This is a genomic window from Candidatus Pantoea gossypiicola, assembly GCF_008632075.1.
GTDB classification, from domain to species: domain Bacteria; phylum Pseudomonadota; class Gammaproteobacteria; order Enterobacterales; family Enterobacteriaceae; genus Pantoea; species Pantoea gossypiicola.
Genome location: NZ_VWVM01000008.1, coordinates 1 through 25,575, shown reverse-complemented (window position 1 = coordinate 25,575; position 25,575 = coordinate 1). Strand labels below are relative to the sequence as shown.

Sequence of the window (25,575 nt, the reverse complement as noted above, 5' to 3'; positions counted from 1 at the left end):
ACGCCTCAGCCTGCCGGGCTGAGGCGCTTTTGCTACTCTTCTGCTAAAAACAGCTCCAGCAGCGAATTCAGGAACAGCTTCCCTTTCTCCGTAATCTGCCACTGATCAGCGGTTTCAGTCACGTAACCGGCGGCAATCGCGGCATCCATTTGCGGACGGATCACCTCTTCTGATAAACCGGTGTAGCGGCTGAACTCGTCGCGCGGCGCGGCCTCCAGCAGGCGAAAGCGGTTCATGAAATATTCAAACGGCTTGTCGCTATCGGCAACCTCATACTGCTTTTCGCAGTAGTTACCCTGCATAAATCCACGCGGATGACGGGTTTTCACCGTGCGGACAATGCGACCATCCGGCTGCGTCAGCTTGCCGTGTGCGCCACAGCCAATCCCCAGATAGTCGCCAAAGCGCCAGTAATTCAGGTTGTGTTCGCAGCGATAACCCGGCTTCGCGTAGGCGGAGGTCTCATACTGCTGATAACCGGCCGCCTGCAGCAGCCGATCGCCCTGTTCGAAAATATCCCACAGTGCATCATCATCTGGCAGCACCGGCGGACGGGAACCAAACAGGGTGTTGGGTTCGATGGTGAGCTGGTACCAGGAGAGATGCGGCGGATTCAGCGCAATCGCCTGACGTAAATCATCGAGTGCCTCTTCCAGCGACTGATCGGGCAGGCCATGCATCAGGTCGAGGTTAAAGCTGCGCAGCGACAGCGACTCCGCCAGTTCGGCGGCGCGGACGGCCTCTTCCGGGCCATGAATGCGGCCCAGACGCTGCAGCTTTTGCGGACTGAAACTCTGTACACCAATCGAAATACGGTTGATACCGGCACGCTGATAAGCGCTGAACCGGTCCGCTTCCACGGTGCCAGGATTGGCTTCCATGGTCACTTCCGCATCAGGGGAGAGCGTCAGACGCGCCCGCACGCCATCCATCAGCATCTGCATCGCGCTGCTGCTCAGCAGGCTGGGCGTGCCGCCACCAATGAAAATCGTGCGCACTTCCCGGCCATTGATCAGCGGCAGGTCGATCTCCAGATCGCGCAGCAGGTGCTGCACATATTCAACGTGCGGCACCTCATCTTTCAGCGCATGGGAGTTAAAATCACAGTAGGGGCACTTCTGAACGCACCACGGAATGTGGATGTAAAGACTTAACGGCGGCAGATTAGGCATTACGCATCGCTTCCAGCAACAGCGTCAATGCTTTACCCCGGTGAGAAACCGCACCTTTTTCCGCTTTGCTCAGCCCGGCCGCGGTTTTACCCAGCGCCGGGACAAAGAAAATCGGGTCGTAACCAAAGCCGCCGTCGCCAGAGGCGGAGCGAGCGATCTCGCCCTGCCAGCTGCCGTGGAACACCAGTGGCGTCGGGTCTTCTGCATGACGCAGATAGACCAGCACGCAGTGGAACTGCGCCTGGCGCTGACCGTCAGGGACGTTCTCCAGCGCCTGCAATAGCTTCTCCAGGTTCTGCTGATCGCTCGCCTCTTCACCGGCGTAGCGCGCCGAATAGATGCCAGGCGCGCCGCCCAGCGCATCCACGGCCAGGCCGGAGTCATCGGCGATGGCCGGTAATCCGGTGATCTGTGCCGCGTGACGCGCTTTGAGAATGGCGTTCTCAATAAAGGTCAGGCCGGTCTCTTCTGCCGATTCAACCCCAAGGTCAGTCTGTGCGACGATATCCAGACCAAAGGCGGAGAGTAACTCCGCCAGTTCACGCACTTTGCCGGGATTGCCGGTTGCGAGCACAACTTTTTGCATAACAGTTCCAGTTTGATTCATTTACAGCAGATACCAGAGACCCGGGAACAGGTCCATGCCGAGAAAGTTCAGGGCATACAGCACCAGGATGACGATCATCGCAGAAAAATCGATGCCGCCCATCGCAGGCAGAATACGGCGAACAGGGGCCATCATCGGCTCGGTTAACTGCACCAGCAGATAATCGACCGGGCCACGTCCCTGGCTGATCCAGCTCATCAGAGAGCGTACGATAATGACCCAGAAGACCAGATAGCCGGCGGATTTCACCAGCGACAGCAGACCGACCAGGAGATTGGTTGGGTCAACCGAGAACACGCCCACCTGAATCAGCAGCAGAATCGGGTATTTCAGCGTGGTCAGCACAAAGGCCAGCAGCAGCGAGGCGGTATCAATTGGCCCCAGAGCCGGCAGTATGCGACGCAGCGGCTTAACAATCGGCTGTGTCACTTTTACGACAAACTGCGCCACTGGATTGTAAAAATCGCAGCGGGACCACTGCATCCAGATGCGTAACAGCAGCACCATGACGTAGAGATCGATCAGCGTTTTTACTAAAAACGTCAGTGTTAACATGAAGTTCCTCTGTTATTGTTGTGAGTTGTGCGCATAATCCCGTGCGCCAAAAATGGCGGTGCCGATACGCACCATCGTACTGCCTGCGGCGATTGCCGCCTCCATGTCATCGCTCATTCCCAGCGAAAGCGTGTCAATGCCAGCATACTGCTGTTGCAGCTGTAGGAAGGCTTCCGCCATCTGCTGACACACCGCCAGCTGCCGCTGGTAATCACTCTCCGCTGCCGGAATTGCCATCAATCCCCGCAGCCGCAGTTGCGGCAGGGCAGCGATCTGCTCCGCCAGCCCGGAAACGGCCTCCAGCATGATGCCAGATTTGCTGTTCTCGTCACTGATATTTACCTGAATTAACACATTCAGCGGTGGCAGCGAGGCGGGCCGCTGATCGTTAAGCCGCTGCGCAATGCGCTGGCGGTCAATGGTGTGACACCAGGCGAAATTTTCCGCCACCAGACGGCTTTTGTTAGACTGCAACGGGCCGATGAAGTGCCACTCCAGCTCAGGATGTGCGGCCAGTGCCTGAACCTTTTCAACCCCTTCCTGAACGTAATTTTCACCAAAGGCAATCTGGCCAGCGGTATAGGCTTCTTCGACCGCGCTCGCAGGTTTGGTTTTACTGACTGCAAGCAGGGTAATTTCTTCTGGTGCGCGGCCGCAACGCGCGGCAGCGGCGGCGATTCGCTGCCGCACTTGCTGTAGGTTTTGCTGGATTGAAGTCATAGTCAGGAGAAATTATGAATCTGGATGAAATGGTGGGGCTTAGTGTAAAGCATAATGCCGCCGATCTGCACCTTTGCAGCGGACATTTGCCCTACTGGCGGCGGCAGGGAAGGCTGGAGGCGATTCCGCAGCAGGGTCCGCTTTCTGTCGCCTGGATGGCAGAGTTTATGACCCGCTGGCTCAGTGACCCGCAGCGTCAGCAGCTGGAGCGTGCAGGGCAGCTTGATTTCGCCCTGAGCCTGAGCTGCGGCCAGCGTCTGCGTGCAAATCTGTTTATGCAGCGCAATGGCCTGTCACTGGCGCTGCGCATCATCGCCACGGCGTGCCCGACGCTGGAGAGTCTGAAACTGCCTGCCATTGTACCGACGCTGCTGGAGCAGCAGGATGGCCTGATTCTGGTGACCGGTGCGACCGGCAGCGGTAAATCAACCACGCTGGCGGCGCTGGTCGATGCGCTGAACCGTCAGCAGGCGCGTCATATCATTACGCTGGAAGATCCGATTGAATTTATTCATCACAGCCAGCAGTCGCTGATTCAGCAGCGGGAAATCGGCCTGCACTGCGATTCGTTCTCGCTGGGGATAAAGGCGGCACTGCGTGAAGATCCCGACGTCATCCTGCTGGGTGAGCTGCGCGACAGCGACACCATCCGTCAGGCGCTGACGGCAGCGGAGACTGGCCATCTGGTACTGGCGACGCTGCATACCCGTGGCGCGGCGCAGGCGGTGGATCGGCTGGTGGATGTTTTTCCGGCGGAGGAGAAGCAACTGGTGCGTACGCAACTCGCGGGCAGCCTGAAAGCAGTGATTGCGCAGCGGCTGGTGCCTTCAATTACCGGATCGCGGATCGGACTGTTTGAGGTATTGATCGCCACACCGGGTATCACGAATCTGATCCGGGAGGGCAAGATGCACCAGATCCCTGCGCTGCTGCAGACCGGCGCACAGGCCGGTATGCAGACGTTTGAGCAGAGCCGGCTGGCGCGTCAGGCAGCCGGTCTGATTGAGTAAGCAGATCAGTAATGGTTTTCGAACCAGTCCTGCAAAATGATGGCAGCAGACTGTGAATCGACCGACCCTTTGTTGAGCGCGCGATAGCCGCCGCGCTCAAACAGGCCAGCACGTGCTTCTACCGTGCTGAGTCGTTCATCCTGCAGCTCTACCCGGATGCCAAAGCGACCGTGCAGGCGGTTGGCAAATTTACGTGCGCGGTCAGTCAGCGGCTGCTCGGTGCCATCCATATTCAGTGGCAGGCCGACGACCACGAAATCGGGCTGCCACTCTTTCAGCAGCTTTTCGATCACCAGCCAGTCCGGGATGCCATCCTGCGCTTTAATTGCGGCCAGCGGACGGGCGCTGCCCGTGAGTTCCTGACCGACGGCGACACCAATACTTTTGGTGCCGAAGTCGAAACCTAACAGTGTTTGCGTTGACATCAGGCGTGTCCCGCGTCGCTGGCCATGTTGTGAATATCGACGCCAATACTGCGCGCCGCTTCGCGCCAGCGCTCTGAAATCGGCGTCTGGAACAGGATATTGCTGTTGGCTGGTGTGGTCAGCCAGGCATTTTCCATCAGCTCATTTTCCAGCTGATCTTTTTCCCATGCGCAATAGCCCAGCGCGACCAGCACATTGGTGGGCTGAGACGCAGTGCCAATGGACTCCAGCACGTCCCGGGATGTGGTGATAATGGTGTTATCTGAGACACGAATGCTGGAGGTAAAAGTGCGTTGTGCTGAGTGCAGGATAAAGCCACGATCTTCCGCCAGCGGGCCACCGGTGAAAACCGGCTTATCCAGCCTGATGGCCGGGTCGCGATCGTCAGCAGAAATTTTCAGCTTCTTCAGAATGCCTTCAACCGTCAGGTTTTCCATGGGTTTATTGATGATCAGTCCCATTGCACCTTCTTCGTTATGTTCGCAGAGATAGACTACGGAACGCTTGAAGAAAGGGTCCTGCAATGAAGGCATGGCAATCAAAAAGTGATGTTGTAAATTCATTCTCACACGATGTACCAAAAAAATAACCGGCACGTGACGGCCGCACCGGTATTGGGTTGATCACGGAGCCTCGCCCCGGCGTCTTGCTCAGCCCAGGCGTTTCTCAATGGCATCCATCAACATGCCGGTGATGGAGATCGGGAACGCAGCCTCAATTTCACGAATGCAGGTCGGGCTGGTCACGTTAACTTCAGTCAGTTTATCACCGATGATGTCGAGACCGACAAAAATCAGTCCTTTTGCTTTCAGCGTCGGGCCAACACGGCGCGCAATTTCCCAGTCGCTTTCGCTCAGTGGACGGGCTTCACCGCGCCCACCGGCGGCGAGATTGCCGCGCGTTTCACCGCCCTGCGGGATACGCGCCAGGCAGTAAGGAACCGGCTCACCATCCACGACCAGCACACGCTTGTCACCCTCTTTGATAGCCGGGATATAGTTCTGCGCCATGCAGAAGCGGCTTTCGTGCTCGGTCAGGGTTTCCGTGATGACGCCAAAGTTAGGATCGTCCTGCTTCACGCGGAAGATAGAGGCGCCGCCCATGCCATCCAGCGGTTTCATGATGATGTCGCCATGCTCCTGCCAGAAGGCGCGCAGCTGCTCTTTGCGGCGGGTCACCAGGGTCTCAGGCGTGAACTCCGCAAACCAGGCGGTGTAGAGCTTTTCGTTACAGTCACGCAGGCTCTGCGGTTTGTTCACGATCAGCGTTCCCAGCTCTTCTGCGCGCTCCAGAATGTAGGTCGCATAGATGAACTCGGTGTCGAAAGGAGGATCTTTACGCATCAGGATCACATTCAGGTCAGCCAGCGGGATCTCCTGCTCGCTGCCGAACTGATACCAGTTGTCAGGATTCTGCTCGACGGTCAGCAGACGGGTGCGGGCAGAGGCCACGCCACCGCGCATGGAGAGATCGTGCATCTCCATGTAGTGAATTTCGTAACCACGGCGCTGCGCTTCCAGCAGCATAGCGAAGCTGGAGTCTTTTTTAATATTGATGGACGAAATAGGGTCCATCACGATGCCAAGTTTAATCATTATTATCTCCTCGGTGAGGCGGTGTTTACCGCCTCGTCTGGTTCGGTCTGCAGTGGGCCGATCGGTCAGGACATCATGCCTGCGCTCTTTCCGCTGAAAGTATCGCTTAACCCAGGTCGCCAAACCTCACCTGAAGTGCCGTGATGGCCGTCAGCGCGGTGGTTTCGGTGCGTAATACCCGTGGACCAAGCAGAATGTCAGTAAAGTCGTACTGGGCCGTCATCGCAATTTCGTCCGCAGACAAACCGCCTTCAGGGCCAATCAGCAGTCGTACCCGCTCAACGGGCTGTGGCAGCGTATTGATGCTGTGACTGGCGCGCGGATGCAGGTTGAGCTTCAGACCGCTGTCAGCCTCTGCACACCAGGCTTCCAGCGTCATCGCTTCCCGAATCTCCGGCACGCGATTACGGCCACATTGCTCGCAGGCGGCAATAGCAATTTTCTGCCACTGCTGGATCTTCTTCGCCAGACGTTCAGCATCAAGCTTTACGCCACAGCGCTCGGAAAACAAGGGTGTAATGACATTCACGCCCAGTTCGATCGATTTCTGGATAGTGAATTCCATTTTTTCACCGCGCGACATCACCTGACCTAAATGCAGATGTAAAGGCGACTCGCGATCGTCCGGCTGGCTCTCTGTGAGCGATACTTTTACACGCTTTTTATCAACATGCGTGATCTCTGCTGCAAAAGTCAGATTAGTGCCATCAAAGAGTTCCAGACGCTGACCTGCCGTCATCCGGAGTACCCGGCCTACATGATTGGATGCATCTTCATCCAGGGTAATTTCACTGCCGATCTCTAATGGCCCGGCGTGATAGATGCGAGGTATGCGCATAAGGTTCCTGAAACCGGACGCCGCATTGCAGCGGCGTCATGGGGAAAAAAGCTAGTGTAGGGCAGGGATTTTAGCGCTGGCAAGCCTGCTGCACATAAGGATTGTGATTACCCTGAACCTTTGCAATGCGCTGGTCGCGTTCGCACTCCCATTTTGTGACAGGATAGAGCCTGTCCCAGGCGGTAAACAGCTGCGTCTGCTGGCGCGAAATGCGCAGATGATACTGATCGCGCATGTAGAAATAGGTTCGGGCAATAGCTCCTCGTGCTCGCGCGGGTGGCTCCGCCTGTTTGAGTTTGAAATCGATCTTCATCTCACACTGGCCGTACTGCTTCTCGCTGCCATTCCATTGACTGTAGGCGAAGTTGCCGCGGTCACCATTCACTTCACCCACCGCAGGCTGCAGGTTGTGCAGATCGGTTTCGATGCGGCGATAGTCGGGGTCCTTGCTGCAGTTTTTGCGGCCACCGTCCTGCCAGCATTGGCGCTGATGTCCAAACTCCCACGCCGGCATCACATGTTCCCACTCTATGCGCCCGGCGCGATTGGCATTCCTGCGCACCTGATAACCACAGCTGTTGAGATCGGGAATGCCCTTTTTGCCCTGCCACTGAATCTTGCAGCCACAGTAGAATGAACCCGGTGCATCAGCGTTAATCGCCGCCGCAAAGGTTTTAGCCTGCTGGAAGTTATTCTGATGATAGTTATTCAGATTAAGGGCGTCAGCGGCAGGTGCAAACAGCAGTGCAACCGCCAGACTTAGTATGCGAGACATATTCCGGATTTCTTCCTGGTACAAAAAAGGGCGGCAGGTTAACAGAATGTGGAATGGGGCGGAATGGGGATTGTTCTCAGGAAGCGACAAACTCGCCTGCGACCAGCAGGCTGCCACAGTGTACGCAACGATATTCACTCTCTTTGCGCAGAACACGATTGTGGCGGCGAACCGTCAGTTGATGCTGCTGGCACTGGCAGCGGTAAGCAAAGGTGTTACTGCGCACGGAGGCGATCTCAAACTGATGGGTACGGCGTGCCGGAACGCCCAGAACCTGCTCCATCATCCACTTCCACTCTTTGCCGTGTGGTGCGACGCGGCCATACTGTTTCCACACCAGCAGATGCGCCAGCTCGTGCGGCACCACTTCATCGATAAATGCCTGCTGGTTTTCCAGCAGCAGCACCGGATTGATGCGGATTTCCCAGGCGGCCAGCCAGGCGGTGCCCGCCGCTGTACCGCGCTGCTGGTAAAGCAGCTTCGGTTCCGGATAATGGGTTTTCAGGGCCTGATTTGCACGCTCAAGCGACTGGCGCAATGAGCGCATCACGGCCTGCTGCAGGGCAATGGGGAGACGAGGTGTTTTCATGGCGCTCAGAATAATCGCCGTCGCCCAGGAACTCAACGTTACCCGCGAAAACGACAGCGCAGCGACTATACTCATCCGCCAGTTTCGAGCCATAGGATCTACCGCGGGCGAGTGGCCCGGCGCGCCCCTGCTATTGGCTGAAATTTCTGGATTAAATATGGTTACGATGTTTTTTAGAATATCCTGTTGCTAATGTTCACTGCAGAGTGAATGGATCAGAAGCGGAAGGCACAGTGTACGGACAACGCAATGAAAAATAATAACATCAGGAAACAGCGTATTGTGCTGGTTACCGATCTCATGGCTGGCCGCGGCGGTATGGAGAATGTGACCTGCCAGCTGATTACCGCTCTGAATGCGGAACCCGGAACGGAAGCGGGGCTGTTTATTATCAACAGCGGAGAGGAGAGCCTTTCCCGCGCCTGGACCGCCAACGCCGTTCTGGCAGAGAGCGTCTGCACGCTGCGGAATAAGAAAATTAAAAATCTTATTCACACGCTGAGAATAGCCGCCTTCTTTCGTCGTTATCAGCCCGATCATGTCCTGACCCTCAACACCATTCCCTGTCTGATGACACGCCGGGCCATTACGCTCTCAGGACGTAAAATCGTTCTTTCGAGCTGGATGCACCTGCCACCGCGGGAGCGCTACCGTCCCCATTATCTGCTGCGGGCCGATCACCATTTTGCCATCAGTAAGCAGATCAAAGAGCAGCTGGTGGAGTTGGGTGCACGCGCTACTGACGTTGACGTTATCTACAACCCGATCAGGCGTAATGAGGTGGTTATCGGCAGGCCGCAGGGGCTGAAGTTTCTCTATATCGGTCGCGTCCATTTTCAGCGGCAGAAGCAGCTTAAAGATCTGTTTGATGCGTTAAAGCATCTGGATGCGCCGTGGACGCTGGAGATTGTAGGTGACGGAGAAGACCTGACGCAGTGTCAGCACTACGTGACGCAACTCGGCATTCAGGATCGTATTACCTGGCATGGCTGGCAGGAGAACGCCTGGGAGTACGTCATTCGCCATATCAGACAGGTCACCTGTCTGCTCATGACCTCGAACTTTGAAGGCTTTCCGCTGATCCTGCTGGAGGCGATGTCACGGGGCGTCTACTGCGTCTCATCCGACTGCATCAGCGGCCCGTCAGAAATTATTCAGAACGGTCTCAATGGTCAGCTCTACCCCACCAATGACAGCATGGCGCTTGCCGCTATTCTCAACGGCATGAGCCGGGATTTCCACTTTCCCGATCATCAGGTTATTAAAGCGAGCATCACCGGTTTTTATGAGGAAAATTATATGAAGCACCTGATGAGTGTGTTTAACCGTCTGACTGAGGTTAAGCATGACGAATAAAAGCAGCCGTAATGGATTAACGTTAATGGTTAATGCTTCAGTTATTGCGCTCTGTCTGGCACTGGCACTGAATATGTTTGTATCCGGCCTGCCGCAAAAAATATTTTATCTGGTCTCTTATCTCTCCGTCGCGTCTGTGCTGTATGGCGTGGTGCGCAGACGAGTGGCGTTTAAAGAGAACGGTTTTTATATCGTCCTGTTTGCTGTGCTGATTATCTTCGCTCTGCTCCGTCTGTTCTGGGCGATACACACAAAGGGGATTGAGACCGCGCCCTCAAACGATGCCATCACCAATATCGGCAACTATCTGCTGGGGGCGAAGCGGCTGTTGCTGGGAGCCTTTGTGCTGCTTAGTCTGGCGATTTATGGCAATCGGGTCTCAACAACCACGCTGCGCATTGGAAAGGTGTTAATTCTGGTCGGTCTGCTGATTACGCTGGGCTTTGGTATTCATGAGCATCTCTATACCGAGAATATCCGCATCAAGCTCACCACCGAAGCGGCCTCCATGTCCTCCTACATGATTCTGTTTATCTATTGCGCCTGGCTGTGGCTGAGCCGTTACGAGACGCATGCATACTGGAAGATTGCCGATATCGCTGTGCTGGCGGTGACCTTTGCCTTGCTCTACCTGTGCGGCACCCGCGTAACGCTGATTGCGTTGATTGCCGTGGGGCTGCTGTTCCTGATGCAGACCTGGCGGCTGTCGCTGCTGACCAACTGGCGGGTTAGCGCACTCTTAGTGGGCGTGCTGGCCGTGCTGATCCTGATGACCAGTAACCGCTGGGTAGAAGGGGTGCAGGACATTGAGAACTACGGATCAAACAGCTCGACCTCGCTGGGCGCACGTGTGGCTATCTGGGGCGGGGCGGTCAACTTTATTGAGCACCATGGCGGTTTTGCCACGCCGGATGCGCGCACTACCGAGGCGCGTCAGTTCATCATGGCGCACTATCCACTAAATGTTGAAGGCTACACCAACGTTAAATACAACATGCATAATGAGTTTCTGGAAGTGACCACGCTACAGGGCTGGCTCGGTACGCTATCGCTGGCGCTACTCTATCTGACTGTGCCTGGCGGCTGGCTTAAGAAGTGCGATCTGCGCGGCGTGGCGCTGCCGATGCTGGCGCTGTTTATCTGCGGACTGACCGATTCGGTACTGCCGTATAATCAGACAGCCACTATTTTCATTATGGCGCTGGCACTCTGCTGCATACGGCAGCCATTGCCGGCAGGTCGGGTTAACACGCTGTAGTCATGGATTGAACAAATAAAAACGGCGGGGTTTCCAGTGAAACCCCGCCGTTTTTTTACCGCGTTTTTTATCGGGTAATGTTAATCGCGTGAACCGATGTCGCGCAGTTTTTTACCTGCCATCAGATTACGTTCGATGTGTTCCAGCGAGACGTTTTTGGTCTCCGGGATAAGCATCAGCGTTAGCAGAATAAAGAACAGGTTAAGCAGTGCGTAGACCCAGAAGGTGTTTGCGTTGCCCAGCGTATTCAGCATCGTCAGGAAGGTCGCACCCACGATCATGTTGGCGATCCAGTTGGTGGTTGTGGAAACCGTGATACCGAAATCGCGGCCTTTCAGCGGCTGAATTTCGGAACAGAGTACCCAAATCAACGGACCGGCTGACATGGCAAAACCCACGATGAACATCAGCAGCATACCTACTGCGAAGTACTGCGCGCCCGCAGAGTGGATGCCGAAATGCAGCATCGTACCCAGGACGCCCATACCGGCTGCCATCACCATAAAGCCCAGAATCAACGTAGGTTTACGTCCCCAGCGATCCACCAGACCAATAGCGATGAAGGTGGCCAGTACGTTAACCAGACCTACAATCACCGTGCCCCACATCTGCTGGGTGGTGTTGGTGAAGCCCGCGATTTCGAAGATTTTTGGTGCGTAATACATGATGACGTTCATGCCGGTAAACTGCTGCATGACCTGCAACAGGATGCCGAGATAGACCGCACGACGGAAGTGGCTGCTGCTGGTGAACAGACCCCAGCCAGACTGTTTGATCTTCAGGCTTTCACGAATCTCTTCCAGTTCACGTTTTGCCTGCTCACTGGTGTCACGCAGACGATCCAGTACGCGCTGTGCATCACGGAAGTTGCCTCGTGCCGCCAGCCAGCGTGGGCTGTTTGGCAGGAAGAAAACACCAATCAATAAAAGCAGTGCCGGAATGGTGATGATGCCCAGCATCCAGCGCCAGTTGCCGGTAAAGCTGAAGGCGGTATCGGACAGGTATGCACCCAGAATACCGATGGTGATCATCAACTGGTAAAGCGAAATCATACTGCCGCGAATTTTTTCCGGAGCGATCTCAGAAAGATAAAGCGGGGCAGTATAAGAAGCGATACCCACTGCCAGGCCCAGCAGAACGCGGGCGCTGATCAGCATTTCCGGGTTCGGCGACATTGCCGACCAGAGTGAACCGATAACGAACAGAATCGCACCGGCCATCAGGCTTTTTTTACGGCCCAGGCGGGAAGACATCCAGCCGCTGCCGATAGCACCGACCGCCGCACCAAACATCATGGAACTGACGATCCACTCCTGCTGATGAGGAGTAACGTTAAAGTCCTTTGCGATAAACGGCAGAGCACCGGCGATAACGCCGATATCCAGACCGAACAGCAGTCCCGCAAGGGCCGCCAGAAAGCAGACAAATAAGGTCATCGCCTTATTTGAAGTTCTGCTTTTGTGTGTATTGCCAGGCATGGGAGCCTCCAGGTTTATCCATCATTGTTTTTATCAATGTTAAAAAACCTTTTGCGGGAAAAAAGTGAGTCTGATCACACCAGTGTAATCGCTTACACACGCTGAAACCCTGAAATTCAGCATATTTTTCCCGGAAAGATTAATTAACCAGTGAGGTATAGCACTCATTGAGTTTCTGACAATGCTCTATTTAGTGGCTATCAGACGACGCTGAAAATAACGCATTTTCAGCATAATAACTACGTGCGTTAATTCCTAAATATCAGAAAAACAAAGCATTTCAATTTGTAATCGTTAACATTTTGTCGTCAGAAAAAGCGAAAAGAAGTGTAGCTGAGAATGGAAAATTTGCTGCAGAGTGAAAGAGATGTCGGGCAGATTTGTTTTTATAGCGTCTGACGATAGCCATGAACTGCGCGAATATGGCGTGCAGTCTGTATGAGAAAGAGAAAATTCTCCGGTCAGCTGTGGGGCTGAAAAGGCGATAAAAAACCCCGCCGCAGGGGCAGGGTTTTCATCAGCAGTCGCTGATCTTACAGGCCAGCTGCTTCACGCAGCAGAGCCGCTTTGTCGGTTTTTTCCCACGGGAAATGTTCGCGACCAAAGTGACCATAAGCAGCGGTCTCTTTATAGATTGGGTGCAGCAGATCCAGCATCTGAATCAGACCATATGGACGCAGGTCGAAGAACTCGCGTACGAGCAGCGTCAGCTGTTCAGTCGAGATTTTCTCTGTGCCGAAGGTTTCCACCATGATGGAGGTCGGTTCCGCCACGCCGATTGCGTAGGAAACCTGGATTTCACAACGGTCAGCCAGACCCGCCGCCACGATATTTTTCGCCACGTAACGCGCTGCATAAGCTGCAGAGCGGTCAACTTTTGAGGGATCTTTACCCGAGAACGCACCGCCACCGTGACGCGCCATGCCGCCGTAAGTATCCACGATGATTTTACGACCGGTCAGACCGCAATCACCCATCGGACCGCCGATCACAAAGCGACCGGTTGGGTTGATGTGATATTTGGTTGAGGCGCTCAGCCATTCTGCTGGCAGAACCGGCTTGATGATCTCTTCCATCACCGCTTCCTGCAGATCTTTCTGGCTGATGGATTCCGCATGCTGGGTCGAGAGCACGACCGCATCGATGCCGACAATTTTGCCATCGTCATACTGGAAAGTGACCTGGCTCTTGGCATCCGGACGCAGCCACGGCAGGATGCCGTTTTTACGCACTTCAGCCTGACGCTGCACCAGACGGTGCGCATAGGTCACCGGCGCAGGCATCAGCACGTCTGTTTCGTTGGTGGCATAGCCGAACATCAGGCCCTGGTCGCCCGCGCCCTGTTCCAGCGGATCGGTACGGTCAACGCCCTGATTGATATCCTGAGACTGTTTACCAATCGCGCTTAATACCGCACAGGAGTTGGCATCAAAGCCCATATCGGAATGAACATAGCCGATTTCGCGAACGGTGTTACGGGTGATCTCTTCGATATCGACCCAGGCGCTGGTGGTGATTTCACCGCCAACCAGCACCATACCGGTTTTAACGTAGGTTTCGCAGGCCACACGCGCTTTTGGATCCTGTTCCAGGATCGCATCCAGCACGGCATCGGAAATCTGGTCGGCGATTTTATCGGGATGTCCTTCTGATACGGACTCGGACGTAAAAAGGTGTTTAGCCATTCTGTTCTTTACCTTAAATATGGTTTGAATTCGACTGCATAGCGCCAGTGAGGTTATCTGACCTGACGCCCCTTCAGGCAAAGCCGCGAGCAGTGAGGTTGTGTCAGCACAGCAGGCCAACACCGCCTGGATATTAACCTGTTTAGATGGAAAACCATCTGGACGGCTATTTTAGGATAGAGGATAAACCAATTACCAGCCCTTTTTCTGTTTCGGCATTTTACCTGTCACCTTTATCGGCATAATTTGCTGACACTCCACGTAATTACCCGATAATCTTTTTGCTTTTTAGCTCCGTAAACGGTATAAAACGCCGCTGCTTCGCTAGCCGCAGCAAGGATGACGCCACTGTCTGCGTCGCGCCTGTCGGACTCTGATCTGGCTTTCACCCAGGTTGTTTTCCATGTGCCCCTGGCATATGCGGAGGTGATACAAGTAATGAACCACGCTTTTTCTCTTTCCGATTCTCTGCGCTGCGGCGTGGCGCTGGCTCTCTCCTGCTTCCCATCTGTTCCTCTTTTCTGCCGACACGACGTCCGATGCGGTAATTTTACCGACACAGGTGCCGGCTAATCTTTATCTCTGCTCGATCGGTTTTGTCTCTTCTCTGCGTCCCCGCAGCGGAACGACGCAGATTATCCATGGTCAATAGTGATCGGTTAAATGTTCTCAGTTTCAACGGAGATGGCCAGGGTGTTTTACACTTAACTCTCATGCGCGAATCGCGCTGACGGCAATGTCAGGTGAACAGGACAGTGCATTTAATGTGGCAACAGGTTTTCAGATTAGCGGCCATAAAGCCGGTTAACAGTTTTATCTTTCAACGGAAAATTGAGGTTCGCGATGTCTGACGACATGAAGAATATCAAAGGTTCGTCAGCTGGCGAACAGGGTACACTCCGCTCCATGCAGGAGGTTGCAATGAACGATCAGGATGCGAGCAAAATGTTGCGTACGTACAACATCGCCTGGTGGGGCAACAACTATTACGACGTTAACGAACTGGGCCACATCAGTGTCTGCCCCGATCCGGATCGTCCGGATGTGCGCGTCGATTTAGCCCGTCTGGTGAAAGAGCGCGAAGCACAGGGCCAGCGTCTGCCTGCCTTATTCTGCTTCCCACAGATTCTGCAACACCGTCTGCGTTCGATTAACGCCGCCTTTAAGCGTGCACGTGAATCTTACGGTTACAAAGGCGACTACTTCCTGGTTTACCCAATCAAAGTTAACCAGCATAAACGCGTGATTGAGTCGCTGATCCACTGTGGCGAGCCGCTGGGACTGGAAGCGGGTTCGAAAGCAGAGCTGATGGCGGTGCTGGCGCACGCCGGTCAGACGCGCTCGGTGATTGTCTGTAACGGCTATAAAGACCGTGAATATATTCGTCTGGCGCTGATCGGCGAGAAGATGGGCCACAAAGTCTATCTGGTGCTGGAGAAGATGACAGAAGTACGGCTGGTGCTGGAAGAAGCAGAACGTCTGAATGTGGTGCCGCGTCTCGGTATCCGTGCACGTCTGGCTTCACAGGGCTCCGGTAAATGGCAATCGAGTGGCGGCGAAAAGTCGAAGTTTGGCCTGTCCGCGACCCAGGTGCTGAAGCTGGTTGAGATCATGCGTGAAGCAGGTCGCATCGACAGCCTGCAGCTACTGCACTTCCATCTGGGTTCGCAGATGTCCAATATTCGCGACATCGCTACCGGTGTGCGTGAGTCGGCGCGCTTCTACGTCGAACTGGCGAAGCTGGGCGTTAACATCAAATGTTTCGACGTCGGCGGCGGTCTGGGCGTCGATTACGAAGGCACACGCTCGCAGTCTGACTGCTCGGTCAACTATGGCCTGAATGAGTACGCTAACAATGTGATCTGGGCGATTGGCTCTGCCTGTGATGAGCACGGTCTGGACCATCCGACGGTGATCACTGAGTCCGGACGTGCCGTGACCGCGCACCACACGGTGCTGGTCTCCAACATCATCGGTGTGGAGCGTAACGAGTTCAGCGAACCCGAAACGCCGGATGTGGATGCGCCGCGCCCGATCCTCAGCATGTGGGAAACCTGGCAGGAGATGCACGAGCCGGACACCCGCCGTTCGCTACGTGAATGGCTGCACGACAGCCAGATGGATCTGTCTGATATCCATACCGGCTACGCGTCTGGCACTTACGATCTCAAGCAGCGTTCATGGGCTGAGCAGCTCTATCTGAGCATCTGCCACTACATTCAGCAGCATCTTGATCCCAGCAACCGTGCGCACCGTCCGATTATCGACGAACTGCAGGAGCGGATGGCGGATAAGATCTACGTTAACTTCTCGCTGTTCCAGTCTATGCCGGATGCGTGGGGTATCGATCAGCTGTTCCCGGTCCTGCCGCTGGAAGGGCTGAACAAGAAGCCAGAGCGTCGTGCCGTGCTGCTCGACATCACCTGTGACTCTGATGGCACCATCGATCACTACGTCGATGGCGACGGTATCGCAACCACCATGCCGATGCCGCAATATGACGTTGATAACCCGCCAATGCTGGGCTTCTTTATGGTTGGGGCTTATCAGGAAATCCTGGGCAATATGCACAACCTGTTCGGTGACACCGAAGCGGTGGATGTCTACGCACGCGAAAATGGCGAAGTTGAAGTCCAGCTTTCGGATGAGGGTGACACCGTGGCTGACATGCTGCGTTACGTGCAGCTTGATCCTAACGAGCTGATGGCGCTGTTCCGCAATCAGGTGCAGGGATCCGATCTCGACGACGAGCTGCGCGCGCAGTTCCTGGAAGAGTTTGAGAGCGGCCTCTACGGATACACCTATTTAGAAGATGAGTAATCGGCTTCGGCAGCCCGCAATCGCATATTGCAGTTGCCGTTAACTATGTCGATAATCTGAACCACTCAATCCCTTCCTCGTCGGGCCTAACGACGCGGAGGGGATTTTTTTCATCTCAACCTTAATGGCTTGCGGGCCTGGCCCGTCTTACGCACATAGAGAGAGCAATTATGTATAACACGCTTGGCAATCAGTACGACAACTCCCTGGTTTCTAACGCCTTTGGCTTCATGCGTTTTCCGCTGAATTTCCAGCCTTACGACAGCGACGCCGAGTGGGTTATCACCGGCGTGCCGTTTGATGCTGCCACTTCCGGTCGTCCGGGCAGCCGCCTGGGTCCGGGCGCAATCCGCCAGATCTCTACTAATCTGGCCTGGGAAGGCTGTCGCTGGCCGTGGGATTTCGACCTGCGCCAGCGCCTGAACGTCGTCGACTGTGGCGATCTGGTTTACGCCTTCGGTGACTCGCAGGACCTCTCTGATAAGTTACAGGCCCATGCTGAAAAACTGCTGGCCAATGGCAAGCGCATGATGACCTTTGGTGGCGATCACTACGTCACACTGCCACTGCTTCGCGCTCATGCAAAACATTTCGGCAAGATGGCGCTGGTGCATTTTGATGCCCATACCGACACCTATTCCAACGGCCCGACCTTTGACCACGGCACCATGTTCTTTACCGCGCCGAAAGAGGGTCTGATCGATCCACAGCACTCCGTGCAGATCGGTATCCGTACCGAGTTCGACAAGAGCCTGGGCTTCAACGTGCTGGATGCGGCGCAGGTCAATGACCGCAGCGTTGACGATATCCTCGCCGAAGTAAAACGCACCGTCGGCGATTTGCCGGTTTATCTGACCTTCGACATCGACTGTCTGGATCCGGCCCATGCGCCTGGCACCGGCACGCCGGTCATTGGCGGCCTGACCACCGATAAAGCGACTAAGCTGATTCGTGGCCTGCAGGGTATGAACATTGTCGGCATGGATCTGGTCGAAGTGGCACCGGGTTACGACCATGCAGATTTAACGGCTCTGGCGGCGGCGACGCTGGCACTGGATATGCTGCATGTTCAGGCCGTGAACAAGGGCTAATTCTGTCCTGAGCCTGCCGGGTCAACCCGTCAGGCTTTGCGCTGCTGCCGGATGCGGCGAAATACTCCCAACGACTCCCATGCGCTTCCCCCTGTTTATTCTCCCCTTTGATACCGCACGCGCCTCAGGCATAACCGCGCATCAGCAACTAAACTGACGGATATCAATTCTCAACGTGGAGGCAATTATGGGCTTTCTGGATGAACTGGCGGGAGCGCTGCAGGGTAACCAGAGTGACGGGCATCTGCCTGGGCAGCTGCAGGCGGTCTGGCACTGGGTACAGGAGCAGGGCGGCATCGAAGTGCTGCTGCAAAAATTCCAGCAGGGCGGGCTGGGTGAGGTGTTTGGTTCGTGGATCGGCACCGGGTCAAATCAGCCGGTAGAACATAGCGACATCCACTCAGCGTTTGGTGAGGCGGAACTGCAGTCACTGGCGGATAAGCTGGGAACCGACGTGAAAGGTGCCGCGGGCACGCTGGCGGTGATCCTGCCGCAGTTAATCGATAAGATGTCACCTCAGGGGCACATGGATGAAGCATCGCTGCACGAGAACAAACTCGATTTAGGTTCGATGGTAGATCAGATATTCAAACGTTAGGCCACGGATACTGACCAGACTCTCCAGGCGCATGCACGGTGCATGCGCCTGGTTATGCGTTACTTCGCGTCAGCAGCAATACGCTCACGGATGTGCTCGGCGCGTGCTTCCGAAGCAGGGTGCGAGTCAAACATTGAACTCTGACGTCCCTGTTCCAGTTTCGCCAGTTTCTCAAAGCTGGTCACCAGGCCTTCCGGATTGATATTGCGCTTCTTCATCAAATCGTAAGAGTAGTCATCCGCCTGCGATTCCTGCGTCTGGGAGAACTGTGCATTCACCAGTTTTTCACCCATTTCACCCAGCTGCGACTGAGACAGTGAACCGATCACGCCGCCCACCGAGGCCGCTGCCGTGCGGGCTGCGGTCGTGGCATACGCCAGCTGCATTGCCTTACGCGTATGGCCTAACGCCACGTGCCCCATCTCATGGCCCAGAACGCCTTCCACTTCATTATCGGTCATCATATCCATCAGGCCGCTGTAAACGCGGATACAGCCGTTTGCCATCGCCCAGGCGTTGACATCTTTGGTCTGATAAACCTTGTAGTTCGCCGGAACGCCGTTGATGTTGTCGCCCAGCGCGGCGGCGATCTTGTTCAGGCGCTGCTGATACTCGCTGCCTGCAGGCGCAACCTGATTATCTTTGTCCATCTGCTCACAGGATTTATCGCTGAGCTGCTTAACCTGATCGTCGCTCAGGGAATAAGCCTGATACGCCTGCGCGCCCGACTGCATCAGCGCATTATTGTCTAAACCCTGACAGCCGCTAAGCAGCGTTGCCAGCCCAAGCGCTAACACCGTTTTCTGGATTTTCATGCTCTATCCCATTCATAACAAGGTAAGAAAAACAAACACCTGAAACTCACTCAGGTGAATAAACGATTTGGTTATAGCGTGCCACTCTGGACTTTGCTAGCAGAGTTGGCCGGAAAAGCCATACGAAGCGGTTACATTTAGCGTTTTACAGCATGTACTTTTGCCCCGATTTTCATGTACATTGATGGGCAACTTTTTCCTTGTTTTGCCCACTAACTCATTAATAACAATAAGTTAAGGCGCGAAGCATTAATCCGACCTGGAGTAGAAAATGCCCTCTCGTAAAGAGCTTGCCAACGCCATTCGTGCGTTAAGTATGGATGCAGTACAGAAAGCGAAATCGGGACATCCGGGTGCCCCAATGGGCATGGCGGACATCGCTGAAGTACTCTGGCGCGGCTACCTGAACCACAACCCAACCAACCCGCTGTGGGCCGACCGTGACCGTTTCGTCCTCTCTAACGGCCACGGCTCCATGCTGATCTACAGCCTGCTGCATCTGACCGGCTACGATCTGCCACTGAGCGAACTGGAAAACTTCCGCCAGCTGCACTCAAAAACTCCAGGTCACCCGGAATATGGCTACACCGTGGGCGTTGAAACCACCACCGGCCCGCTGGGGCAGGGCATTGCAAACGCAGTCGGCTTCGCCATTGCGGAGCGCACGCTGGCCGCACAGTTCAACCGTCCGGGTCATGACATCGTAGACCACAACACCTATGTCTTCATGGGTGATGGTTGCATGATGGAAGGTATCTCGCACGAAGTCTGCTCGCTGGCCGGTACGCTGAAGCTGGGCAAACTGGTTGCGTTCTATGATGACAACGGTATCTCCATCGACGGTCACATTGATGGCTGGTTCACCGATGACACCGCGAAGCGCTTTGAAGCGTATGGCTGGCACGTAGTGCGCGGCGTTGATGGTCACGATGCGGATGCAATTGCTAAAGCGATCGACGAAGCGAAAAGCGTCAGCGACAAGCCCTCACTGCTGATGTGCAAAACCGTTATCGGCTTTGGTTCACCGAACAAAGCGGGTACGCATGATTCACACGGCGCACCGCTGGGTGATGATGAAGTGGCACTGACCCGTAAACAGCTGGGCTGGAACCACGCGCCATTCGTTATTCCTTCTGACATCTACGCTGAGTGGGACGCGAAAGAAGCGGGCCAGGCGAAAGAATCTGCATGGGATGAGAAATTCGCTGCGTATGCGCAGGCACATCCTGAACTGGCTGCCGAGTTCAAACGTCGCGTCAGCAACGAACTGCCTGCTAACTGGCAGGAAGAGTCACAGAAGTTCGTTGAGCAGCTGCAGGCGAACCCGGCGAAGATCGCCAGCCGTAAAGCCTCACAAAACGCTATCGAAGCCTTTGGTAAAATTCTGCCGGAATACCTGGGCGGCTCAGCCGACCTGGCACCGAGCAACCTGACTATCTGGTCTGGGTCTAAGCCAATCAACGAAGATGCAGCGGGTAACTACATCCATTACGGCGTGCGCGAGTTCGGTATGACCGCTATCGCTAATGGCCTGGCGCTGCATGGCGGCTTCCTGCCGTACACCGCCACCTTCCTGATGTTCGTGGAGTATGCGCGTAATGCCGCGCGTATGGCGGCACTGATGAAGATCCGTCAGATCATGGTCTACACGCACGACTCTATCGGTCTGGGCGAAGATGGCCCGACGCATCAGCCGGTTGAGCAGATGGTGAGCCTGCGTACCACACCAAACATGAGCCTGTGGCGTCCCTGTGACCAGGTTGAATCTGCGGTGGCGTGGAAATATGCCATTGAGCGTAAAGATGGCCCGACCGCGCTGATTTTCTCTCGTCAGAACCTGGCGCAGCAGGAACGTGATGCTACACAGCTGGCTAACGTGGCACGTGGCGGTTATGTGCTGAAAGAGTGCGACGGCACCCCTGAGCTGATCCTGATCGCCACCGGTTCAGAAGTTGAACTGGCTGTCGGTGCCTGGGACAAACTCACCAGCGAAGGCCGCAAAGTACGCGTGGTCTCTATGCCGTCAACGGATGCTTTTGACAAGCAGAGCGATGAGTACCGCGAATCTGTATTGCCGAAAGCGGTCAGCGCACGCGTCGCTATCGAAGCGGGCATCGCGGATTACTGGTTCAAATACACCGGACTGAACGGCGCTATCGTGGGTATGACCAGCTTCGGTGAATCTGCACCTGCGGATCAGCTGTTTGAACTGTTTGGCTTCACCGTCGACAACGTGGTCGCGAAAGCGAAGGCGCTGCTGGCGTAAAAACCGGCCAGGCGGGTCCGTTCCCGTCTGGCAGTGAAACAAGAGGGGCGAAATTGTCGTCCCTTTATTTATTATTCCTCCAGTAATAACTGACAATGGCCCGAATTTGTGACGCAGATCCAAATTTAAGCAGTCAGATTGATCACAGTCATTCCTGTTATTCCTTCCTTCTATTATTGTGGCTGAACCGTTTCAGTCGCTGTGGATATTGCCCTGATTTCGGACAATGCCGGGTAAGAATCTCCTGTACAAAATGCAGTGAAACGCTCAGGCTAACGGCACGTTTTTTTCAGTCTGACGTGGCAGGAGAGAAATGACGGTACGGATAGCGATAAATGGTTTTGGCCGGATTGGACGCAACGTCCTGCGCGCGCTCTATGAAACGGGCCGACGTGCAGAGATCACTGTGGTCGCCATTAACGAGCTGGCAGAAGCCACCGGTATGGCGCACCTGCTGAAATACGATACCAGCCATGGTCGTTTTGCTTTCGACGTCCGTCAGGAGCGCGATGTGATGTGGGTGGGCGGTGATACCCTGCGTATCCTGCACCGTGCAGATATTGCCGATCTGCCGTGGCGTGAACTCGACGTGGATGTGGTGCTGGACTGCACCGGCGTCTATGGCTCACGGGCCGATGGCGAAGCGCATCTGCAGGCGGGCGCTAAAAAAGTGCTGTTCTCTCATCCCGGCGGCAACGATCTCGACGCCACGGTGGTGTATGGCGTTAACCAGCAGGCGCTGACCGCCAGCGACCGCATCGTTTCCAACGCATCCTGTACGACGAACTGCATTATTCCGGTCATTAAACTGCTGGATGATGCGTTTGGAATCGAATCCGGTACCGTCACTACGATCCACTCGGCGATGCACGATCAGCAGGTGATCGACGCCTATCACAGCGATCTGCGCCGCACACGCGCAGCCAGTCAGTCGATCATCCCGGTAGATACGCGTCTGGCGGCCGGCATTACCCGTATTTTTCCGAAATTCAACGATCGCTTTGAGGCGATAGCCGTTCGCGTCCCGACGATTAACGTGACGGCCATTGATCTCAGCGTTTCTGTGCATAACGCGGTGACAGCGTGTGATGTTAACACCCTGTTGCGGAGCGCGGCAGAAGGGGCATTTCGTGGTATAGTTGACTATACGGAATTACCGTTAGTCTCAGTAGATTTTAACCATGATCCGCACAGTGCCATTGTGGATGGAACACAAACGCGGGTCAGCGGTCAACACCTTATCAAGACCCTGGTCTGGTGTGACAACGAATGGGGCTTTGCTAACCGAATGCTCGACACGACGTTAGCGATGGCCGCAAGCGGTTTCAGGTAAGACGCGGTTTGCGTCTGGCAAAACTTATGAGAATCAACGAGAGGGTTCACCATGTCTGTAATTAAGATGACCGATCTGGATCTGGCTGGCAAACGCGTTCTGATCCGTGCCGATCTGAACGTACCAGTTAAAGAAGGTAAAGTGACGTCTGATGCACGTATCCGTGCTTCTCTGCCAACCATTGAAGCGGCGTTGAAACAGGGCGCGAAAGTGATGGTTACCTCCCACCTGGGTCGTCCGACCGAAGGTGAATACAACGAAGAGTTCTCGCTGCTGCCGGTAGTTAACTACCTGAAAGAGAAGCTGAGCGGCACCAATGTGACCCTGGCAAAAGATTACCTCGATGGCGTTGAAGTCGGCGCTGGCGAACTGGTTGTGCTGGAAAACGTTCGCTTTAACAAAGGCGAAAAGAAAGACGACGAAGCGCTGTCTAAAAAATATGCTGCGCTGTGCGACGTTTTCGTGATGGACGCCTTTGGTACTGCGCACCGTGCGCAGGCGTCTACCCACGGCGTCGGCAAATTTGCCCCTGTCGCCTGTGCGGGTCCGCTGCTCTCTGCAGAACTCGAAGCGCTGGGTAAAGTCATGAGCAACCCGGAGCGTCCGCTGGTGGCTGTCGTCGGCGGTTCTAAAGTCTCTACCAAATTTGACGTGCTGCAGTCTCTGGTCAAAATCGCGGACACCGTGATTGTGGGCGGCGGCATCGCGAACACCTTCGTGGCTATCGATAACAAAGTCGGTAAATCACTCTATGAACCAGACTTCGTTGAAGCGGCCAAAGGCCTGCGCGATCAGCACGGTATCCCGGTTCCGACTGACTCACGCGTCGGCACAGAATTCTCTGAAACTGCGCCAGCGACCGTGAAAAAGGTTTCGGAAGTCGCGGATAACGAAGAGATTATGGATTTTGGTGACGAAACTGCCCAGGCGATGGCGGCTATCCTGAAGGATGCGAAAACTATCCTGTGGAACGGCCCGGTTGGCGTGTTCGAGTTCCCTAACTTCCGTAAAGGCACCGAGATCGTGGCGAACGCCATTGCAGACAGCGATGCCTTCTCTGTTGCTGGCGGTGGCGATACCTTAGCGGCTATCGACCTGTTCGGCATTGAAGACAAAATTTCCTACATTTCTACCGGCGGCGGCGCGTTCCTTGAGTTCGTGGAAGGTAAAAAGCTGCCTGCAGTTGCTATGCTGGAAGAGCGTGCGAAGCAGTAATCCTTTGGGGGCGATGCCTGGTGGCATCGCCTGAAGTCTTGCCCGTCTGGGCGTTTAAATCGAGGTTCCCGAGCGGGAACAACGGTCACGAAACAGGACACAATCATGTCTAAAATTTTTGATTTCGTAAAACCCGGCGTTGTCACTGGTGATGACGTACAGAAGATCTTCAAAGTTGCGAAAGAGAACAAGTTCGCACTGCCAGCCGTAAACTGCGTCGGCACCGACTCTATCAATGCCGCACTGGAAGCTGCTGCGAAGGTTAAAGCGCCCATCATCATTCAGTTCTCTAACGGTGGTGCTGCATTTATCGCAGGTAAAGGCTTTAAGACTGATAAACCACAGGGCGCGGCCATTTTCGGCGCTATCGCGGGTGCACACCATGTTCACCTGATGGCTGAGCAGTATGGCGTGCCGGTGATCCTGCACACTGACCACTGTGCCAAGAAACTGCTGCCATGGATCGACGGTCTGCTGGACGCAGGTGAAGAGTACTTCCAGAAAAACGGTAAACCACTTTTCTCTTCTCACATGATCGACCTGTCAGAAGAGTCTCTGGAAGAGAACATCGAGATCAGCAGCAAGTACCTGGCGCGTATGGCGAAACTCGACATGACGCTGGAAATCGAACTGGGCTGTACCGGTGGTGAAGAAGATGGCGTGGATAACAGCCATATGGACGCCTCTGCGCTCTACACCCAGCCAGAAGATGTGAACTACGCGTACGAAAAACTGCATGCAATCAGCCCGCGCTTCACCATTGCAGCTTCATTCGGTAACGTCCACGGCGTTTACAAGCCAGGTAACGTGAAACTGACCCCAACCATTCTGCGTGATTCGCAGAAATATGTGTGTGAAAAACATGGCCTGCCGCACAACGCGCTGGACTTCGTTTTCCACGGCGGTTCAGGTTCTTCAGCTGCAGAAATCGAAGAGTCTATCAGCTACGGCGTGATCAAGATGAACATCGATACCGACACCCAGTGGGCCACCTGGGACGGCATCCTGCAGTACTACAAAAAGAACGAAGGCTATCTGCAGTCGCAGCTGGGTAACCCGGAAGGCGACGACAAGCCAAACAAAAAATACTACGACCCACGCGTCTGGCTGCGTTCTGCCCAGGCCTCAATGGTCGTGCGTCTGGAGCAGGCTTTCAAAGAGCTTAACGCTGTCGACGTGCTGTAACTGATTCATTCAGTACAAAAAAGGCCCGAAAGGGCCTTTTTTTTGCCCTTTTTTTGTCAGATTGACCCGTCCTGAATAGCGTTGACACATTTACCCGGTGTTTTCAGGAGAATGTGATGAAACAGTATGTTAAACGTACACAACGCGATTACTCTCTGTCTTTTAAACTGGCTGTCGTTGAGCAGGTTG

General features: G+C 54.9%; 23 protein-coding genes. 10 read left to right on the top strand and 13 right to left on the bottom strand.

Features of this window, described 5'->3' with window-relative positions; genetic code table 11:
• Positions 1-32: 32 nt before the first annotated feature.
• From hemW to F3I20_RS11965, 4 genes are read right to left on the bottom strand one after another with little or no spacing between them, the layout of a single operon-like run.
• Positions 33-1,172 carry a radical SAM family heme chaperone HemW gene (gene hemW, locus F3I20_RS11980; protein ID WP_150014216.1) on the bottom strand — a complete coding sequence of 380 codons (1,140 nt, stop codon included), beginning with the start codon at positions 1,170-1,172 and terminating at the stop codon, positions 33-35.
• Positions 1,165-1,758: an XTP/dITP diphosphatase gene (locus F3I20_RS11975; protein WP_150014214.1), complete on the bottom strand. Its 594-nt coding sequence runs from the start codon at positions 1,756-1,758 to the stop codon at positions 1,165-1,167. Before F3I20_RS11975 ends, hemW begins: the two co-directional genes overlap by 8 nt.
• Before the next feature lie 21 nt (positions 1,759-1,779).
• Positions 1,780-2,334 (bottom strand): YggT family protein, encoded by a 555-nt coding sequence (locus F3I20_RS11970; RefSeq protein ID WP_150014212.1) that lies wholly within the window; start codon positions 2,332-2,334, stop codon positions 1,780-1,782.
• 12 nt (positions 2,335-2,346) lie between these two features.
• Positions 2,347-3,054 (bottom strand): YggS family pyridoxal phosphate-dependent enzyme, encoded by a 708-nt coding sequence (locus F3I20_RS11965; protein WP_150014210.1) that lies wholly within the window; start codon positions 3,052-3,054, stop codon positions 2,347-2,349.
• Positions 3,055-3,068: 14 nt separating this feature from the next.
• Between F3I20_RS11965 and F3I20_RS11960 the strand changes: the two genes are divergently transcribed.
• A complete protein-coding gene (locus F3I20_RS11960; RefSeq protein ID WP_150014208.1) occupies positions 3,069-4,064 on the top strand; it encodes a type IV pilus twitching motility protein PilT in 996 nt (331 codons plus the stop codon).
• A 5-nt stretch (positions 4,065-4,069) separates the two neighbouring features.
• Here the strand turns inward: F3I20_RS11960 and ruvX are convergent, their stop codons facing one another.
• From ruvX to F3I20_RS11930, 6 genes are all read right to left on the bottom strand, one after another.
• Complete coding sequence (gene ruvX, locus F3I20_RS11955; protein ID WP_150014206.1) at positions 4,070-4,489, bottom strand: Holliday junction resolvase RuvX; 420 nt, start codon at positions 4,487-4,489, stop codon at positions 4,070-4,072.
• A complete protein-coding gene (locus tag F3I20_RS11950; protein ID WP_013358975.1) occupies positions 4,489-5,052 on the bottom strand; it encodes a YqgE/AlgH family protein in 564 nt (187 codons plus the stop codon). Before F3I20_RS11950 ends, ruvX begins: the two co-directional genes overlap by 1 nt.
• Positions 5,053-5,139: 87 nt before the next feature.
• On the bottom strand, positions 5,140-6,084 hold the full coding sequence (gene gshB / locus F3I20_RS11945; protein ID WP_150038553.1) for a glutathione synthase: 945 nt from the start codon (positions 6,082-6,084) through the stop codon (positions 5,140-5,142).
• A gap of 106 nt (positions 6,085-6,190) precedes the next feature.
• A complete protein-coding gene (gene rsmE, locus F3I20_RS11940) occupies positions 6,191-6,922 on the bottom strand; it encodes a 16S rRNA (uracil(1498)-N(3))-methyltransferase (RefSeq protein WP_150038551.1) in 732 nt (243 codons plus the stop codon).
• A gap of 70 nt (positions 6,923-6,992) precedes the next feature.
• Entirely contained in the window at positions 6,993-7,697 is a 705-nt protein-coding gene (endA, locus tag F3I20_RS11935; protein WP_150038549.1) for a deoxyribonuclease I, read from the bottom strand.
• A 76-nt stretch (positions 7,698-7,773) separates the two neighbouring features.
• Entirely contained in the window at positions 7,774-8,286 is a 513-nt protein-coding gene (locus tag F3I20_RS11930; RefSeq protein ID WP_150014234.1) for a SprT family zinc-dependent metalloprotease, read from the bottom strand.
• 210 nt (positions 8,287-8,496) lie between these two features.
• Here F3I20_RS11930 and F3I20_RS11925 point away from each other — a divergent pair, with 210 nt between their 5' ends.
• Together F3I20_RS11925 and F3I20_RS11920 are read left to right on the top strand one after the other, a co-directional pair.
• The gene (locus F3I20_RS11925; protein WP_150014198.1) at positions 8,497-9,642 is read left to right on the top strand and encodes a glycosyltransferase; all 1,146 of its coding nucleotides are present in this window, start codon (positions 8,497-8,499) and stop codon (positions 9,640-9,642) included.
• Positions 9,632-10,900 (top strand): O-antigen ligase family protein, encoded by a 1,269-nt coding sequence (locus tag F3I20_RS11920; RefSeq protein ID WP_223811654.1) that lies wholly within the window; start codon positions 9,632-9,634, stop codon positions 10,898-10,900. The genes F3I20_RS11925 and F3I20_RS11920 overlap by 11 nt, the downstream gene beginning before the upstream one ends.
• 80 nt (positions 10,901-10,980) lie before the next feature.
• Here the strand turns inward: F3I20_RS11920 and F3I20_RS11915 are convergent, their stop codons facing one another.
• Positions 10,981-12,378 (bottom strand): sugar porter family MFS transporter, encoded by a 1,398-nt coding sequence (locus F3I20_RS11915; protein WP_098052428.1) that lies wholly within the window; start codon positions 12,376-12,378, stop codon positions 10,981-10,983.
• A 533-nt stretch (positions 12,379-12,911) separates the two neighbouring features.
• A complete protein-coding gene (gene metK, locus F3I20_RS11910) occupies positions 12,912-14,063 on the bottom strand; it encodes a methionine adenosyltransferase (protein WP_150014196.1) in 1,152 nt (383 codons plus the stop codon).
• Between the two features lie 843 nt (positions 14,064-14,906).
• On the opposite strand from metK, the gene speA reads away from it, so the two are divergent.
• The 3 genes from speA to F3I20_RS11895 all read left to right on the top strand — a co-directional run bounded on the left by speA (position 14,907) and on the right by F3I20_RS11895 (position 18,572).
• On the top strand, positions 14,907-16,883 hold the full coding sequence (speA, locus tag F3I20_RS11905; protein WP_150014194.1) for a biosynthetic arginine decarboxylase: 1,977 nt from the start codon (positions 14,907-14,909) through the stop codon (positions 16,881-16,883).
• 170 nt (positions 16,884-17,053) lie between these two features.
• A complete protein-coding gene (gene speB / locus F3I20_RS11900) occupies positions 17,054-17,974 on the top strand; it encodes an agmatinase (RefSeq protein ID WP_010248847.1) in 921 nt (306 codons plus the stop codon).
• Between the two features lie 187 nt (positions 17,975-18,161).
• Entirely contained in the window at positions 18,162-18,572 is a 411-nt protein-coding gene (locus F3I20_RS11895; RefSeq protein ID WP_150014192.1) for a YidB family protein, read from the top strand.
• 59 nt (positions 18,573-18,631) lie between these two features.
• Here F3I20_RS11895 and loiP read toward each other — a convergent pair whose 3' ends face one another.
• Positions 18,632-19,387 carry a metalloprotease LoiP gene (gene loiP, locus F3I20_RS11890; protein WP_150014190.1) on the bottom strand — a complete coding sequence of 252 codons (756 nt, stop codon included), beginning with the start codon at positions 19,385-19,387 and terminating at the stop codon, positions 18,632-18,634.
• A 271-nt stretch (positions 19,388-19,658) separates the two neighbouring features.
• Here loiP and tkt point away from each other — a divergent pair, with 271 nt between their 5' ends.
• The 4 genes from tkt (at position 19,659) to fbaA (ending at position 25,386) form a co-directional block, all read left to right on the top strand.
• On the top strand, positions 19,659-21,653 hold the full coding sequence (gene tkt, locus F3I20_RS11885; RefSeq protein ID WP_150038547.1) for a transketolase: 1,995 nt from the start codon (positions 19,659-19,661) through the stop codon (positions 21,651-21,653).
• Positions 21,654-21,966: 313 nt separating this feature from the next.
• Positions 21,967-22,986 (top strand): erythrose-4-phosphate dehydrogenase, encoded by a 1,020-nt coding sequence (gene epd, locus F3I20_RS11880; protein WP_150038545.1) that lies wholly within the window; start codon positions 21,967-21,969, stop codon positions 22,984-22,986.
• A 51-nt stretch (positions 22,987-23,037) separates the two neighbouring features.
• Positions 23,038-24,201 (top strand): phosphoglycerate kinase, encoded by a 1,164-nt coding sequence (pgk, locus tag F3I20_RS11875; RefSeq protein ID WP_150014184.1) that lies wholly within the window; start codon positions 23,038-23,040, stop codon positions 24,199-24,201.
• A 105-nt stretch (positions 24,202-24,306) separates the two neighbouring features.
• Positions 24,307-25,386, top strand: coding sequence for a class II fructose-bisphosphate aldolase (fbaA, locus tag F3I20_RS11870; RefSeq protein WP_013358958.1), 1,080 nt, complete (start codon positions 24,307-24,309; stop codon positions 25,384-25,386).
• Positions 25,387-25,575 lie beyond the last annotated feature (189 nt).

Bases quoted from the DNA above. Each gene is read 5' to 3' on its own strand.
- hemW (WP_150014216.1), bottom strand. From the start codon at position 1,172: ATGCCTAATCTGCCGCCGTTAAGTCTTTACATCCACATTCCGTGGTGC.
- F3I20_RS11975 (WP_150014214.1), bottom strand. From the start codon at position 1,758: ATGCAAAAAGTTGTGCTCGCAACCGGCAATCCCGGCAAAGTGCGTGAA.
- F3I20_RS11970 (WP_150014212.1), bottom strand. From the start codon at position 2,334: ATGTTAACACTGACGTTTTTAGTAAAAACGCTGATCGATCTCTACGTC.
- F3I20_RS11965 (WP_150014210.1), bottom strand. From the start codon at position 3,054: ATGACTTCAATCCAGCAAAACCTACAGCAAGTGCGGCAGCGAATCGCC.
- F3I20_RS11960 (WP_150014208.1), top strand. From the start codon at position 3,069: ATGAATCTGGATGAAATGGTGGGGCTTAGTGTAAAGCATAATGCCGCC.
- ruvX (WP_150014206.1), bottom strand. From the start codon at position 4,489: ATGTCAACGCAAACACTGTTAGGTTTCGACTTCGGCACCAAAAGTATT.
- F3I20_RS11950 (WP_013358975.1), bottom strand. From the start codon at position 5,052: ATGAATTTACAACATCACTTTTTGATTGCCATGCCTTCATTGCAGGAC.
- gshB (WP_150038553.1), bottom strand. From the start codon at position 6,084: ATGATTAAACTTGGCATCGTGATGGACCCTATTTCGTCCATCAATATT.
- rsmE (WP_150038551.1), bottom strand. From the start codon at position 6,922: ATGCGCATACCTCGCATCTATCACGCCGGGCCATTAGAGATCGGCAGT.
- endA (WP_150038549.1), bottom strand. From the start codon at position 7,697: ATGTCTCGCATACTAAGTCTGGCGGTTGCACTGCTGTTTGCACCTGCC.
- F3I20_RS11930 (WP_150014234.1), bottom strand. From the start codon at position 8,286: ATGAAAACACCTCGTCTCCCCATTGCCCTGCAGCAGGCCGTGATGCGC.
- F3I20_RS11925 (WP_150014198.1), top strand. From the start codon at position 8,497: ATGGATCAGAAGCGGAAGGCACAGTGTACGGACAACGCAATGAAAAAT.
- F3I20_RS11920 (WP_223811654.1), top strand. From the start codon at position 9,632: ATGACGAATAAAAGCAGCCGTAATGGATTAACGTTAATGGTTAATGCT.
- F3I20_RS11915 (WP_098052428.1), bottom strand. From the start codon at position 12,378: ATGCCTGGCAATACACACAAAAGCAGAACTTCAAATAAGGCGATGACC.
- metK (WP_150014196.1), bottom strand. From the start codon at position 14,063: ATGGCTAAACACCTTTTTACGTCCGAGTCCGTATCAGAAGGACATCCC.
- speA (WP_150014194.1), top strand. From the start codon at position 14,907: ATGTCTGACGACATGAAGAATATCAAAGGTTCGTCAGCTGGCGAACAG.
- speB (WP_010248847.1), top strand. From the start codon at position 17,054: ATGTATAACACGCTTGGCAATCAGTACGACAACTCCCTGGTTTCTAAC.
- F3I20_RS11895 (WP_150014192.1), top strand. From the start codon at position 18,162: ATGGGCTTTCTGGATGAACTGGCGGGAGCGCTGCAGGGTAACCAGAGT.
- loiP (WP_150014190.1), bottom strand. From the start codon at position 19,387: ATGAAAATCCAGAAAACGGTGTTAGCGCTTGGGCTGGCAACGCTGCTT.
- tkt (WP_150038547.1), top strand. From the start codon at position 19,659: ATGCCCTCTCGTAAAGAGCTTGCCAACGCCATTCGTGCGTTAAGTATG.
- epd (WP_150038545.1), top strand. From the start codon at position 21,967: ATGACGGTACGGATAGCGATAAATGGTTTTGGCCGGATTGGACGCAAC.
- pgk (WP_150014184.1), top strand. From the start codon at position 23,038: ATGTCTGTAATTAAGATGACCGATCTGGATCTGGCTGGCAAACGCGTT.
- fbaA (WP_013358958.1), top strand. From the start codon at position 24,307: ATGTCTAAAATTTTTGATTTCGTAAAACCCGGCGTTGTCACTGGTGAT.